The 15,277-nt window shown below is 61.5% G+C and carries 13 protein-coding genes and 1 pseudogene; 11 read left to right on the top strand and 3 right to left on the bottom strand.

Annotated features, from left to right (window positions below; all coding sequences use genetic code 11):
• From ACQKP4_RS11675 to ACQKP4_RS11665, 3 genes and pseudogenes are all read right to left on the bottom strand, one after another.
• Positions 1-200, bottom strand: a pseudogene (locus ACQKP4_RS11675) (hypothetical protein); the annotation flags it as partial.
• 17 nt (positions 201-217) lie between these two features.
• A complete protein-coding gene (locus ACQKP4_RS11670; RefSeq protein WP_427633234.1) occupies positions 218-1,879 on the bottom strand; it encodes a SulP family inorganic anion transporter in 1,662 nt (553 codons plus the stop codon).
• 279 nt (positions 1,880-2,158) lie between these two features.
• Positions 2,159-3,439, bottom strand: a complete 1,281-nt coding sequence (locus ACQKP4_RS11665; protein WP_427633232.1) for a serine/threonine transporter — start codon at positions 3,437-3,439, stop codon at positions 2,159-2,161.
• Between the two features lie 268 nt (positions 3,440-3,707).
• On the opposite strand from ACQKP4_RS11665, the gene ACQKP4_RS11660 reads away from it, so the two are divergent.
• The 11 genes from ACQKP4_RS11660 (at position 3,708) to ACQKP4_RS11610 (ending at position 15,161) form a co-directional block, all read left to right on the top strand.
• Positions 3,708-4,091, top strand: coding sequence for a tautomerase family protein (locus ACQKP4_RS11660; protein ID WP_427633230.1), 384 nt, complete (start codon positions 3,708-3,710; stop codon positions 4,089-4,091).
• 30 nt (positions 4,092-4,121) lie between these two features.
• On the top strand, positions 4,122-4,718 hold the full coding sequence (locus tag ACQKP4_RS11655) for a TetR/AcrR family transcriptional regulator (RefSeq protein ID WP_427633229.1): 597 nt from the start codon (positions 4,122-4,124) through the stop codon (positions 4,716-4,718).
• A gap of 102 nt (positions 4,719-4,820) precedes the next feature.
• On the top strand, positions 4,821-5,786 hold the full coding sequence (locus ACQKP4_RS11650) for a 2-hydroxyacid dehydrogenase (RefSeq protein ID WP_427633227.1): 966 nt from the start codon (positions 4,821-4,823) through the stop codon (positions 5,784-5,786).
• Positions 5,787-5,930: 144 nt separating this feature from the next.
• Positions 5,931-6,998 carry a phosphotransferase family protein gene (locus ACQKP4_RS11645; RefSeq protein WP_427633226.1) on the top strand — a complete coding sequence of 356 codons (1,068 nt, stop codon included), beginning with the start codon at positions 5,931-5,933 and terminating at the stop codon, positions 6,996-6,998.
• Positions 6,999-7,057: 59 nt separating this feature from the next.
• Complete coding sequence (locus tag ACQKP4_RS11640; protein WP_427633224.1) at positions 7,058-7,825, top strand: SDR family oxidoreductase; 768 nt, start codon at positions 7,058-7,060, stop codon at positions 7,823-7,825.
• Positions 7,826-7,992: 167 nt separating this feature from the next.
• Positions 7,993-8,688, top strand: coding sequence for an SDR family NAD(P)-dependent oxidoreductase (locus ACQKP4_RS11635; RefSeq protein WP_427633222.1), 696 nt, complete (start codon positions 7,993-7,995; stop codon positions 8,686-8,688).
• Between the two features lie 84 nt (positions 8,689-8,772).
• Positions 8,773-9,792 (top strand): AraC family transcriptional regulator, encoded by a 1,020-nt coding sequence (locus ACQKP4_RS11630; RefSeq protein ID WP_427633220.1) that lies wholly within the window; start codon positions 8,773-8,775, stop codon positions 9,790-9,792.
• 94 nt (positions 9,793-9,886) lie between these two features.
• Entirely contained in the window at positions 9,887-11,128 is a 1,242-nt protein-coding gene (locus tag ACQKP4_RS11625; RefSeq protein WP_427633219.1) for a sterol desaturase family protein, read from the top strand.
• Between the two features lie 3 nt (positions 11,129-11,131).
• Positions 11,132-11,686: a hypothetical protein gene (locus ACQKP4_RS11620; protein ID WP_427633218.1), complete on the top strand. Its 555-nt coding sequence runs from the start codon at positions 11,132-11,134 to the stop codon at positions 11,684-11,686.
• Between the two features lie 137 nt (positions 11,687-11,823).
• Positions 11,824-13,776, top strand: a complete 1,953-nt coding sequence (locus ACQKP4_RS11615) for a DUF1302 domain-containing protein (protein ID WP_427633216.1) — start codon at positions 11,824-11,826, stop codon at positions 13,774-13,776.
• 17 nt (positions 13,777-13,793) lie between these two features.
• A complete protein-coding gene (locus tag ACQKP4_RS11610; RefSeq protein WP_427633215.1) occupies positions 13,794-15,161 on the top strand; it encodes a DUF1329 domain-containing protein in 1,368 nt (455 codons plus the stop codon).
• Positions 15,162-15,277: the final 116 nt, after the last annotated feature.

Raw genomic sequence — 15,277 nt, 5'->3', positions numbered from 1 at the left:
GTCGAGCCCTGGGTTTCACGCGCCTGCAAACCGGCGAGGTATCCGTCGGCGACATAAAAGACGCCGCCATCGCGAGATGAGCGGCGTTTTTTTATGCCTGCAAGACTTGCACTGCACTCCCCCTGTGGGAGCGGGCTTGCTCGCGAAAGCGGTGTGTCATCCAGCAGTAATGTTGACTGGCACACCGCCTTCGCGAGCAAGCCCGCTCCCACAGGGGTCAGGCGTTTGGCTTGAGCGCTTGTTGCACGGCGCCATCCACGCTCAGGCCGCTGAGAATGACCTGCTCCCGCTCCTGCGCGGGCAAGAGCGACAAGACCGCTTTAGCCTCATGCTTGAGCCGCGCCAGAATCAGCCGTTTGTCCTCGGCCCGCACCTGCAAAAAGAACACTTCCAGCGCCTCGATGCTGGTGCCGTCCAGATCGGGTGACTCTTCGAGGCTGAGAATGATCGTGTGCACGGGCGGCGACGCATGTCGGGCCAGCCTGAGCGCTGCTCCCAGAATGCGCGCCACGTTCGCGAAAAACAGTGCCTCACTCGGGCGCACGATCAGCACGCCGGGGATTGCCTGGGCGTCGGGATGGCGTTGCAGGTCGACGTAATCATGACCGCTGCCCATTTGCCCCAGCACTTGAATATCCGCCGATGACATCTGCTTGAGCATCAACACCACGCTGATCGCCACCGCCAGCAACAAACCATCGAGCACACCCAACACCAGCACCGCCGCCACCGCGCAAATGACTAGCAAACGGTCGCGACGCCAGATGAAGTAGCGGCCCAGCGGTTGCAGGCTCAAACCTCGTGCCAGCGCATGAATGACAATGGCTGCGAGCACCGGCTCCGGGGTCAGCGCGATGTAAGGCAGCACGGTCAAGACGATGAGCAGCACCACCGCCGCCGCGACGACACCGGACACACGCGAACCCGCGCCCGCCGCTTCATTGGCCGACGTCGCCGAGTAACCGGCACCGGCCGGCATGCCATGGAACAAACCGGATAAAAGATTCGCGGCGCCAAGTGCCAGCAGGTCGCGGTTCGATGACACCCGGTCGCCATGCTTGAGCGCGAAAGAACTGATCGAGCCGTAGGATTCGGCATACAAAATCATCACCATGGCAAACGCCAACTCCCCCAGACGCAGCCAGTCGGCAAACGGCAGCACCGGCAGACGTGGCACCTCAAGGCTCAGGTCAATCACGCCAATCAGATTTACCCCGTAGGCCGGCAAGTTCAGCCACTGGCTGGCCGCGATGCCGAGCGCCACCACCAGCAAACCACCCGGCACCCGCCGAAACCGCGCGCACACCCACAACACCAGCAACGCCAGCGCGGCAACCAGCAGGCCGACCCGATTCCACTGCGGCCATTGCTCGAGCAATTGCGGGACGAAACGGATCAGGTTGCCGTTGCTCAGGTGCACGTCAACGACACTCGCCAGCTGTTTGAGGATGATGGTCAGCGCCAGCCCCAACGCAAAGCCGCGCAGCACCGGTTTGGCAATAAACGAGGTGATGCTGCCGAGCCTGAACAACCCGGCGAGCAGGAAAAAACCACCGGTCACCAACACCAGGCCGATGGCCAGGGTCATGCGCAACGCCGGATCGCCATTGGCCAATGTTGCGGTGGCAGCCGCCAGCACCGCCGCCGAGGACGAGGTCGCGGAAACGATGGCAAAACGACTGGTGCCGAATAACCCGTAACACAGGAGCCCGGCAAACAAGGCAATGACCCCGGCCTGGGGCGGCAGCGCGGCGATGCTCGAATAGGCGACCGCTTCGGGCAACAACAGCCCTGCAATCGACAGCCCGGCCAATACGTCGAGCCAACGATTTGGCGCATCGGAACGCGGTTGCACCGAAGCGCCTTGAGCACGAGCCATGCAGCGTCTCCAGAGAAGGATCAACACGCTCTACGACGCGTCAATGAAGGCTCTAGGGTAGCCGCATATGAGGTTCGGCGTGTGCTCCGGATCAAGACGCAGGCCATAAAAAAACGCCGCCCCTTTTACAAGGAGCGGCGTTTTTTAAGCCTGGATGAAGATCACCTGTGGGAGCGGGCTTGCTCGCGAAAGTGATGTATCAGCCAACATCGTTGGTGAATGACACTCCGCTTTCGCGAGCAAGCCCGCTCCCACAGCGTATCCGGCACGTCCTGAGGTTTAAGCAGTCAGCGAGTAAATCAACGCCGAAATCGCCACCAGGCCCACCGCCGTCACGAAGACGTTGGACGCCTGCCCGCGATAACGCGCCATCGCCGGTACCTTGCGGATCGCGTACATCGGCATCAGGAACAGAATCGCCGCAATGATCGGACCGCCAAGGGTTTCGATCATCCCCAGGATGCTCGGATTCAGCGTCGCCACGATCCAGCACACCACCAACATGAAGGCGGCGGTCATGCGGTCCAGGGTCTTCGGCGCCGGGCGCTTGCCGCTTTTCACGATCAGGCCTTTAAGCCCTTCGCTGGCGCCAATGTAGTGACCGAGGAACGACTTGGAGATCGCCACAAACGCAATCAACGGCGCGGCAAACGCGATGGTCGGGTTGCTGAAGTGGTTGGCCAGGTAGGACAGGATCGACAGGTTCTGCGCCTTGGCTTCCGCCAGTTGCGCTGGCGACAGGGTCAGCACGCAGCTGAAGACGAAGAACAGCACCATCACCACCATCAACGCATGCGCGCGGGACAGGATCTGCGAGCTGCGCTCTTCGGCGTGTTCGCCGTAACGGCGCTTCTGGTCTACCGCGAACGCCGAGATGATCGGCGAGTGGTTGAACGAGAACACCATCACCGGAATCGCCAGCCACAACGTGTGCAACAGCGCCGACGGTTCCGGCAGCGTGGTCGCGGTGCTGAGGATGCCGCCATTCCAGTGTGGAATCAGGAACACCGCCAGAAACAACAGCGCCACGATGAACGGATAGACCATCAGGCTCATGGCCTTGACGATCACTTGCTCGCCGCAACGCACGACCGCCAGCAAACCGAGGATCAGCACCAACGACAGTACGGCGCGCGGGGGCGGCATGATGTGCAGTTGATGCTCAAGGAAGCTGCCGACGGTGTTGGTCAGCGCCACGCTGTAAATCAGCAGGATCGGGAAGATCGCGAAGAAGTACAGCAACGTGATCAAAGCGCCGGCCTTGATCCCGAAATGCTCTTCGACCACTTCGGTGATGTCCGCGCCTTCGCGACCGGACAACACGAAACGGGTCAAGCCACGGTGCGCGTAAAAGGTCATGGGGAATGCCAGTACCGCCAGGACCAGCAACGGCCAGAAGCCGCCCAGCCCCGCGTTGATCGGCAAAAACAAGGTGCCGGCACCGATTGCCGTGCCAAACAGGCCAAGCATCCAGGTGGTGTCATGGCGATTCCAGCTTTCCAGTGTCGCTGGGGTCGCCGCTGCATAGCGTTCGTCGACGCTATTAACCTGATCATTCATCCGGTGGGATCTCCGCATTCCGGTCACTTGCTACCCGGTCAGGACGAGTCGGAAAAATCCGACAGGCAGCGTCCTGGCCGAAACAGGGGCGCGATTGTCCGGGATTAGTGAGCAGAAGCAAAGACTTAGCTGAGGAGCGGTGTTGCGGATCAGATGCCCAGTACCGGCGACAGCCCCGGCGCCGGGTGCGCTGGGCAAACAATTCTGTTTTTTAAAGTTCTATCGTCATGTATTTTATCCAGACCTGAAACCTGCCCGGAGTCACCCCATGCCACTGGTTCGCGTCGACATCAAAAAACATCAGGACCCGACATTCGCCAAGCGCGTCGGACAGTTGGTCTACGCTGCCATGCACACGGCCATTGGCGTGCCGGAGCATGATAATTTCCAGATATTGGCGGAGCACGATGAGCATCACTTCATCTTCGACACCGAGTACCTGGGCATCCAGCGCACCGACCAGTTGGTGGTGATTCAAATTACCTTGAATGAAGGCCGCACCACCGAGCAGAAAAAACTGCTCTACAAAACCATTGCCGAAAGCCTGAACAGCGAACTGGCCGTGCGGCTGGAGGATGTTTTCATCAATCTGGTCGAAGTGAAAAAAGAAAACTGGTCGTTCGGCAACGGAATTGCCCAGTACGCCCTTTGATTCTCCACCCTTGATACCTGTGAGCCACCGATGCCCCGAGTTTCCCGCAAGCAAGCCGACCTCAACCGCGAGATCATCGTCGAGGCCGCGACCCGGCTGTTTCGCGAACGGGGGCTGCATGGCATCAGCGTCGTCGATGTCATGGCGGCTGCGGGCCTCACCCACGGTGGTTTTTATGGCCATTTCGAATCCAAGGAAGCCTTGGCAAAAGAGGCCAGCGGCCGTGCGTTCGAGCAATCCGCCGAGCGCTGGAAGGAACGAATTGCCGCCCATGACGATAACGAGGCGGCACGCCGGTCGTTGATCGAGCCTTACCTGTCGGTGGCCAGCCGCGACAATCCGGGAGAAAGTTGCCCGGTGGCAGCCTTTGCCGGCGACATGTGTCACGAAGCGGCCGACAGCGGGTTGCGTCAGACATTCATGGAAGGCATCGACAGGTTGTTGAAGTCTTACGGCTCCTTGCTGGACTCGGGAGATGCCGAGGCCGACCGGCAGCGCGCGCTGGTCGAGTATTCACTGATGGTTGGCGCCCTGACGCTGGCCCGGGCAACCCGGGGCGATGCGGTGTCCGACGAAATCCTCGACGCAGCGCGTACGTTTCTGACCGCGCAAGGCTCATCAAACTGATCAACGACGTGTGGGTCTCCAGGTCATTGCTAAACTGTTCGGGAATCAGCAATCTGAAACACCGTTCGAGTCCCGACTTTCCGATGCCCACAGGAGCGCAAGATGCCTGCAACCGTTCTGGTACTGGTTGAAACCATCAATGATTACTTGCCGATTCTCGAACATCAGGGCTTTCACCTGATCCTTGCCCCGACTCCCGCCGAACGTGCCGCCGCCATCAGTCGGCACGGTGCGCAAATCAATGCCGTGCTGACTCGCGGCCCATTAGGCCTGTACGCCGACGAAATCGAAGCCCTGCCCCACTTGAAGATCATTTGTGTGATCGGCGCCGGTTACGAACACGTCGACCTGCAAGCTGCCGCCGATCGAGGTATCACCGTCACCAATGGCGCCGGGGTCAATGCCTCGTCGGTCGCCGATCACGCCATGGCGATGCTGCTTTCATTGGTGCGCGACATTCCCCGCTGCGACGCCGCCGTCCGGCGTGGCGAGTGGCCGAAGATCATGCGCCCCTCCCTCGCCGGCAAACGCCTGGGCGTGCTGGGCCTCGGCGCTGTCGGCATGGCCATTGCCAAACGTGCCGCATACGGTTTTGACATGACGGTCAGCTACCACAACCGTCAGCACCGCAGCGACGTGCCTTATACCTTCTGTTCCACCCCCAGCGAACTGGCCCGCTCTTCGGACTTTCTGATCATCGCCACCCCTGGCGGGCTTGGCACCAAACACCTGATCAACAAATCCGTGCTCGATGCCCTGGGCCCCAAAGGCTTCCTGGTCAACATCGCCCGCGCCAGCGTGATCGTAACCGCCGACCTGATCAGCGCACTTGAACAGCGGCGCATCGCCGGGGCCGCGCTGGATGTGTTCGATGCCGAACCGCACGTGCCGCCGGCGCTCAAGGCGTTGACCAACGTGATCCTCACGCCGCACGTGGCCGGGCTGTCGCCGGAAGCCACGCAAGGCACCGTTGAACTGGTGGGCAAAAACCTGGTGGCGTTCTTCAGCGATCAGCCGGTGCTGACGCCGATTTCACTGCCGGCCTCGCTGAGCAACGTGGCGCCTTGACGGCCATTCAAACAGGTGTATCAAAAGCAATGATTGTCCGGCAACACGCTCACCTATAAGGGCCGCTGGTGGTTGTGGGTGCCGGGCGTGCGCATTAGATTAGCCAATAATCGCAGGCCTCCAAAATAAGCAGAAGGGATAAGCATGGCGCTTACTGACCAGTCCACCCGCATCCGCTCCGGCGAAGAACTCGATGCCAGCCTGATCGATCCGTACCTCAAGGCGCATATTCCGGGCCTGAGCGGTCAACCGCAGATCAGCCAGTTTCCCGGCGGCGCCTCGAACCTGACCTACCTGCTGGAATACCCGGAGCAGGAATTCGTCCTGCGTCGCCCCCCCTTCGGCCATAAAGCCAAGTCCGCCCACGACATGGGTCGCGAATTTCGCATCCTCAATCAGTTGCGTGACGGCTTTCCGTACTGCCCCAAAGCCTACGTGCACTGCACCGATGAATCGGTGATCGGCGCGGAGTTTTACGTGATGGAGCGGGTCAACGGCATCATCCTGCGCTCCGAACTGCCGCCGGAACTGGGCCTGGATTCGGCGAAAACCGAAGCCCTGTGCAAAAGCTTCATCGACAAGTTCGTGGAGTTGCACCGCGTCGACTACAACGCCTATGGCCTCGGCGACCTCGGTAAACCTGAAGGTTATGTCTCGCGTCAGATCAAAGGCTGGAGCGACCGCTACGAGAAAGCCCTGACCCCGGACGCGCCGAAGTGGGACGCGGTCAAGGCCTGGCTCAATGACAAGATGCCGGCCGATCACCCGACCTCCAGCATCGTCCACAACGATTACCGCTTCGACAACGTAATCCTCGACCCGCACAACCCGATGCAGATCATCGGCGTGCTCGACTGGGAACTCACCACCCTCGGCGACCCGCTGATGGACCTGGGCAACACCCTCGCCTACTGGATCGAAGCCGGCGACCCGGCACCGGTGCAGTTGATGCGCCGCCAGCCGAGCCACGCGCCGGGCATGCTGACCCGCCGTGAATTCGTCGATTACTACGCCGAGCGCTCAGGCATCCGGATCGACAATTTCGACTTCTACTACACCTACGGCCTGTTCCGCCTGGCCGGCATCGTGCAGCAGATCTATTACCGTTTTTTCCATGGTCAGACTCAGGACAAACGCTTCGCGCAGTTCATCCACATGAACAAACTGCTGGAGCAGATGAGCCTGCAAATCATCCACAAATCCAGCCTCTGATCGCGCGGTTCGCTGATCGCAAACAGGCCCCATAACAAGACGTTCTACAAGGGAATCCCATGTCCAAGACTCAGTTGTTCGACCTCGATGGCAAGATCGCATTCGTCTCCGGCGCCAGCCGTGGCATTGGTGAAGCCATTGCCAAACTGCTGGCCCAGCAAGGCGCCCACGTCATCGTTTCGAGCCGCAAACTCGACGGCTGCCAGCACGTGGCCGACGCGATCATCGCCGCTGGCGGCAAAGCCACTGCCGTGGCCTGCCACATCGGCGAAATGGAACAGATCACCGAGGTCTTCGCCGGCATCAAGGAACAGTTCGGTCGCCTCGACATCCTGGTCAACAACGCCGCGACCAACCCGCAGTTCTGCAACGTGCTGGACACCGACCTCAGCGCCTTCCAGAAAACCGTCGACGTCAACATCCGTGGCTACTTCTTCATGTCCGTCGAAGCCGGCAAGCTGATGCGCGAAAACGGTGGCGGCAGCATCATCAACGTCGCGTCCATCAACGGCATCTCGCCGGGCATCTTCCAGGGCATCTACTCGGTGACCAAAGCGGCCGTGATCAACATGACCAAGGTGTTTGCCAAGGAATGCGCGCCGTTCGGCATTCGCTGCAACGCCTTGCTGCCAGGCCTGACCGACACCAAATTCGCCTCGGCGCTGGTGAAGAACGAGGCGATCCTGAAGACCGCGCTGGCACAGATTCCGCTCAAGCGTGTGGCCGACCCGAGCGAAATGGCCGGCGCCGTGTTGTACCTGGCGAGTGATGCGTCGAGCTACACCACCGGCGTTTCGCTGAACGTCGATGGCGGCTTTCTGTCCTGATCGAGCCGTCGAACCTGTGCAGGGTTCGACGCCCCCGCTTTTCGTTCGCCGATCAACGCGTTCCCGGCACTTTGGCGTGAGGCCGCAATCAAGTTGTCGCACTCGCGCATGACGCCGGGCGACAGCCTGATTAGCGTGTGCGCACACCAAGAAGAAGGAACGCATTGATGACTCATTCACTCTCCCGACGCGTAGTGGCGATCACCGGCGCCCAAGGCAATCTGGGCGAAATCCTGGCCCGGATGGCCGCGGCCCAAGGCGCCCATCTGGTCCTGATCGATCAGGCCGCATCGTCCATCTCTTCATCGGCTGAGCTGCTGGTGCTGCCTGGCGTCGACCTCACCTCCTATACCGATTGCGAGGAAGTGGCGAAGCGCATTCAAGAGCATTTCGGCCGGCTCGATGCGTTGGTCAACGTCGCGGGAGGCTTCGCCTGGGAGACCGTGCAACATGGTGAAACACATACATGGGATCGGCTCTTCGAGCTGAATCTGCGTACCGCGTTGAATGCCAGCAAGGCCTTGCTGCCGCTGATCCTGCAATCTACCGCCGGACGAATCGTCAATATCGGCGCCGGTGCGGCGGCCAAGGCCGGGCTGGGGATGGGGGCCTATGCGGCGTCAAAATCCGCCGTTCTGCGCCTCACCGAAACCCTCGCCGAAGAGCTCAAAGACAACGGCATCACGGTCAATGCGGTGCTGCCAAGCATCCTCGACACTCCGCAGAACCGCGACGCCATGCCCGATGCGGAACATGATCGCTGGGTCACGCCCGCACAACTTTCGGCGGTGATTCTGTTCCTGCTGTCGGACGCTGCATCCGCCGTCACGGGGGCCGGTATTCCCGTCACGGGCCGAGTCTGATTCACGGACGGGCGCCGCTCGCCGTGGCGGCGCCCGTCCTGTTAGACTCCGGTCCCCAACCGGATCACCGGACTTTTTTGCGCCATGCGTCCCGCCACCTCCAGTGCAGCTTTCGTCAACCACGTCCTTGATATCGCCGAGCAGCATGGCTGCGACGGTGAAGTGCTCCTCGGCAAGATCGGCTTGTCACGGGAACGCCTCGCCGACCCGATCCTGCGCATCCCCATGCGTCAGCTCAACGCACTGCTGGAGCTGTCGGCGAGCATGAGCGGATTACCGCATTTCGGCTTGCTGGTGGGCGCGGCGGTGCGACCGGGGACCTACGGCGTGCTTGGCTATGTGTCGATGACCAGCGCCACACTCGGCGAATCGCTGAGCATGATCCGGCGTTTCGGCAAGATCGTTTTCGACAGCCCCTCGAGCCACACGCACATTGCGATCGAGGACGGCCGCGTGTTGATCGAAGACCAGCGCATCAGCGAACTCGAACCCTATTGCCCCTTCCATCAGGAAGCGGTACTGGCCGGGTGGGCGGCGTTCGGGCGATGGTTGATTGCCAGTACCGCCCCGATGCTCGAAGTCACCATGCTGCATCCCGCGGTGGGTGACCCTGAGCACTACGAGCGCTTCTTCGGTTGCCCCGTGCAGTTCGGCGCCTCACGCAGCAGCCTGGTCTTTCCAGAGTCGATGCTCAGCGCACGGATACAGGGCGCAGACTTGCGGACCCACAAGAGCCTGCTGCTGGAGGCCACGTTGCAACTGGGCCGGTCCTACGCGCCGCTGTCGGTGATCGGCCGGTTGCGGGCGTTGTTGGTGGAGCATCTGCCCGCAGGCGATTTCAGCCTTGAGCAGCTGGCCAGTCGCCTCGCCATGTCGCCGCGCACGCTACAGCGCAAACTCGCCTCCGAGGGCGAGAATTTCACCCAAGTGCTGGAGACCATGCGCATGGAGCTGGCGGATCATCACTTGCGCAGTACCGACGCCAGCATCATGGACATCGCGTTGATGCTCGGCTTCTCACAGGCCAGCGCGTTCAGCCATGCTTTTCGTCAAGCCCGAGGCATGTCGCCGGCGGATTTTCGCAAGACACTGCCCAAAGCGTAAATTGGCGCCATCCGACATGCACCCTGACGCGCACCGTCAAGTGCTCGGACGAGGATCAGGTTAGCTTCCTTGGTACATAACAAGGAGGCAGAAAATGCCCAATGCCATCGTCTATGCGATCCCCGCGTTCTTCGCGCTGCTGCTGTTGGAGTTGGTCTGGAGCTTCGCGCGACGCCGCCAGACCTTCGCCTTGAGCGACAGCCTCTCGAGCATTTCCCTGGGCCTGGGTGGCCAGGTGCTGAACATCTTCGCCAAAGGCCTCAACGTCGGCATCTACCTGCTGGCGTACAAGTACCTCGCGGTTTTCGAACTGTCGCCCTCGCACTGGTGGGTCTGGGCCATCGGCCTGATCGGCTATGACTTCTGCTACTACTGGCATCACCGCATGGGCCACGAGACCAACCTGGTCTGGGCCTCTCACGTCGTGCATCACTCCAGCGAAGAGTTCAACTACTCGACCGCGATGCGTCAGACCAGCACCGGTTTTTTCACCAATTGGTTCTTTTACTGGCCGCTAGCGTTAATTGGCTTGCCGCCCACCGTGTTCATCATCAGCGGCGCCGTCGTGCTGGGTTACCAGTTCTGGATTCACACCCGTCATATCGGCAGCCTCGGCTGGTTCGACTACTGCTTCGCCTCGCCGTCCAATCACCGCGTGCATCACGGCCAGAACGAGTACTGCGTGGACCGCAATTACGGCGGTGTGCTGATGCTGTGGGACCACCTGTTCGGCAGCTTCGCCAAGGAACGCCCGGCGCACGAGGAGCCGATCATCTATGGCATCCACGGACAGCTCAAAACCTTCGACCCGCTCAAGGCCAACCTGCACAAATACAAGGGCCTTCTGGAAGATTTCCGGCTCGCGGACAACTGGCGCGACCGCGTCAAGATGTGGTTCGCCCCACCCGGCTGGCGGCCCGCGGCGGCGCATCGGCTGAATCCGCATCCGGCCCACGACATCACCGCGTTTCGCATCTACCGCCCACGCATTTCCAACGCAACGGCACTGTATTGCATCTTGCAAATGGCCCTGATCATGCCGCTGGGGATGGGGTTCATCGCCTTCGCTTTCCAGCTCAGCCTGCCGTGGCAAGTGCTCGGCGCAGTCTGGATGCTGGCGTCGCTGTGGGTCCTGGGGCGCACCCTGGAAAATGCGCCGGGCCACGCTCGATGGCAGGTGCTGTGGCTGTGCTCGCTGGCGATCCCGGCGGTCATCGCTCATCTGCAATGGGGGTTGCCGATCGCCTGGGGGGTGACGCTGTTCTGCGTGGCCAGCCTGGTGCTGCTGGGCACCCTCGTGCATTCGCTGCGCCGCCCGCTGCCAGTGGAGGCGTGAGTGATGACCAGCGTGATCTGTGAGCTGCTGCTGTGCATCGCTTGCCTGTGGGCCTGCGCGATCAGCTTGAAAGACCGGCAGGGTTGGCGCGCTTGCGGCTTCCTGTCGATTGCGGCCACCGCACTGGTCGGGGCCCTGGTGTATGCCGGGGTGGAACAGGTTCAGCCTGCGCATCAAGCCATGTCGGGGGTGTCCGGACGCATCGCCCTGCTGTTGATCGCCGTCGGCAGCCTGCATCGGATGTCGCATCGCTGGCTGCTGCTCGCTGCCGCCGCGCTAATGCTATGGGCTCCGCAACAATGGGCCCTGGCGGGCAACCTGCTCGCCCTGATCGCCATCGCGTGGCCGGGCCGTTCGCAACGCTGGCCGTTGGCGGTCGCTGGCAGCCTGCTGTTCATTTTTGCTGGCCTGGTGGTCGGTGCCCGTGGCGAATGGCACGGCATCGCTCGACAGGACATTTATCACCTTACGTTGATGCTGGCGGCGCTTTCCTGGGGGATAGCCCGTCTTGTCAGTACCCGACCGCAACCACGCTTGCCAGCGCCACTGGCTCGCTGACCGCAGTCCCGACCGAAGGGAGGAAACCCGTCACGGCGCGAGAGCAACGCGTCGTTCGTTACCCACCTGAGGGCGTCAGATTGGCGCCCCGGCTAATGACATAAACAATAATAATCAGTCGTTGGAGCAATTTTCAGATGGAAACCAAACCTCGCAAACGCTGCTTGCAGGCCGGGTCCGCCCTTGCCTGTGTGTTCCCCTTGCTACTCAGCGGACAGTCCAGGGCTGCCGAATTCAGTTTCCTCGACAATCAGGTCACCGGTTCGCTGGACACGACGGTTTCCTACGGCGCGCTGTGGCGCGTGCAGGGCCAGGACAAGACCAACAATGACGTCAACTCGAACGACGGCAACCGTAACTTCAGTCCCGGCCTGGCCTCCGAGGTGTACAAGATCACCTCCGACCTGGGCGCTACCTACGAGAATTACGGCCTGTTCGTGCGCGGTTCGGCGTTTTATGACACGCAGATCATGGACAAGCGCAACGACTACTACGACCACAACCGGCCGCCGCAACCGAGCCAGTCCTATCCGCAGGATGACCATTTCACCGCCGAGACCCGCGACGTTGCCGGCAGTCGCGTGGACATCCTCGACGCCTACGTCTACGGCAACTGGGACATTGCCGAGCACCCGGTGACCGCACGCCTGGGGCGTCAAGTCTTCAACTGGGGCGAAGGCGTCTTTTATCGGGGCGGCGTGAACACGACCAACCCGGTGGACTCGTCCAAATTCCGCCTGCCGGGCGCCGAGATCAAGGAGGTGCTGATGCCGGTGGAAGCCGTCAGCTTCAACATCGGCCTGACCGATAACCTGTCGATGGACACCTTCTACCAGTGGAACTGGAAAGAAACCCGTCTCGACCCGGTAGGGACGTTTTTCTCCGAGACCGACCTGTTCGCCGATGGCGGCAACACCGGATACACCCGCGTCAACGCGTTCTCCAACCCGACGTTCCAGCGTCTCTACCCGCAACTGGCGGCGAATAATTTCGCCGGATTGCAGGGCACCCAATACCTGGACAGCAACGGCTACTTCAAGGTGTCCCACATTGGCCAGGACATCAACGCGAAAAACGACGGTCAGTTCGGCGCCGCCTTCCACTACATCGCCGAGCAGCTCAATTCGACCGAGTTCGGTTTCTACTTCGTCAACTACCACGCCAAGGACCCGGTCGTGTATGCCGATCTGAACCCGGCCTATGCGGGCGTCGACATGAACCAGATGGCAGGGCTGGGCGGTTTCTCGTCCTACAACAGCCTGATCAACGCGGCGGCCGGCGGCAACGCCAACGCGATTCAGACCTTGGGGCTGGTCAACGGCGCCGCCGCGGTGGACCTGGCCAACCAGACCACGGCCCGCCGCGAATACGTTGAAAACATCCGCATGTACGGCCTCAGCTTCAACACCACCGTGGGGGACGCCTCGCTGTTCGGCGAGATTGCGTACCGCCCTAACTTGCCAATCGGTGTGGCCACCACCAACGACCTGCTGGGCGACATGTTGGCCCAGGCCGGGAAGATCTCCACTGGCCAGGCGGTCAACGTCGGCGGGCAAATGGTTTCACTCGGCGGCCAGATCCACGACTACGAGCGCGTAGAGGCCTTCAACAGTTCCATCGGCAGCCTCTACAACTTCGGCCCGGCACTGTCGTTCAACTCGTTGATGGGCGTGATCGAGGTCGCGGCCGAGCAGATACGCGGCAGCAGCCTGCAATACACCGCGTACGACGGGTCGACCCGTTACTACTCGGGTCGCTCCAACGGCGCTTATGTTTCCGGCTTCGACCGCAGCGACCAGATCAACCGCAACGCCTACGGCGCCACCGTCATGATGACCGGCACCTGGAACGACGTCTTCGCCGGCGTCAACCTGTCGCCGTATGCCGTCTACAAGGACGACTTCAGCGGCAACTCCAGTCAGTCCGGCAACTTCATCGCCGGGCGCAAGGCCTACACGCTGGGCCTCAAGGCCAACTACATGAACAGCCTCGAAGCGGAATTGCAGTACACCTCGTTCTATGGCGCCGGGCAGGAAAACGCTGCGCGTGACCGCGACAACGTCGGTTTCAACGTCAAGTATTCCTTCTGATTTAACGGAGAAAAATCATGTGCAATATGCGTATTCTGGTCAGCACCGCATTGGCGCTGGCCCTGTCCAGCGCCGGTGCGATGGCGGCGGTTTCGCCGCAAGTCGCCGCCACGCTTCAGTCCTCCCTGACGCCATTGGGCGCTGAGAAAGCGGGCAATGCCGCGGGCACCATTCCGGCCTGGACCGGCGGAATAACGCAAGCGCCCGCAGGCTACAAGCCGGGGCAGCACCACATCGACCCGTTCAAGGACGACAAACCGCTGTTCACCATCACCAAGGCCAATCTGGAGCAGTACAAAAATAACCTGACGCCAGGGCAGATCGCCCTGTTCAACAACTACCCCGACACCTACCAGATCCCGGTCTATACCAGTCGGCGCAGCGGTTCGGCACCGCAGTCGGTCTACGACAACACCTTCAAAAACGCCACCACGGCAAAACTGGTCGAGGACGGCAACGGCTTCGTCGATGCCTTCGGCGGTATCCCGTTCCCGATCCCGCAGAATGGCGTCGAAGCGGTGTGGAACCACATCGCGCGCTATCGCGGCGTTTATGCAACGCGACGCTCCGCCGAAGCCGCTGTCCAGCGCAACGGCGATTATTCCCCGGTGGTCAGCGAGCAAGAGGCGCTGTTCAAGTATTACCAACCGGGCGGCAGCTATACCGAGCTGGGCAACATCCTGTTTTATTACCTGGCCTTCACCAAGAGCCCGGCGCGCCTGGCGGGCAGTGGCTCGCTGATTCACGAGACCCTCGACCAGGTCAAGGAACCGCGTCAGGCCTGGGCCTACAGTTCCGGCCAGCGTCGCGTCAGACGCGCGCCAACGCTGGCGTATGACACCCCCATCGCCTCCTCCGACGGCCTGCGCACCGCCGACGATACCGACATGTACAACGGCGCACCGGACCGCTTCAACTGGAAGCTGGTAGGCAAGAAAGAAATCTACATTCCCTACAACAACTATCGGTTGTCGGCCGCTGACGTGAAGTACAAGGACCTGCTCACGCCCAATCACCTGAACCCGAAATACACCCGCTACGAGTTGCACCGCGTGTGGGTGGTCGAAGGCACATTGAAACCGGGCTCGCGGCACATCTATTCCAAGCGTGTGATGTTCCTCGACGAAGACAGCTGGGGCGCGGCGGAAGTCGACCAGTATGACGGTCGTGGCGACTTGTGGCGGGTCTCGCTGGCCTACCTGAAAAACCACTATGAACTGCCCACGACGTGGACCTCCATCGACGCGTTCCATGACCTGCAGGCACGCCGCTATGTCGCGCTGAACCTGGACAACGAGGAGCCCAGCGGCATCGACTTCAGTCAGGCCATTCCGGATGGCGAGTACTTCAGCCCGGCGGCGCTGCGCCGTCGCGGCACCCGATGATCCGGCGGTAATCCGACACCCGCCGCACGCGGGCACCCTTCGCGTGCGGCCCTCATTCTGGACATGACCGTCCTCTCCCCTGCCCGGCGCCCGGTGTGGCGCCAGCCTCTGCCATC

This window comes from Pseudomonas sp. NPDC086278 (assembly GCF_050280905.1).
Lineage (GTDB): Bacteria > Pseudomonadota > Gammaproteobacteria > Pseudomonadales > Pseudomonadaceae > Aquipseudomonas.
Note: the sequence above shows the minus strand (reverse complement) of the source record. Positions and strands in the feature narration are given on the sequence as shown.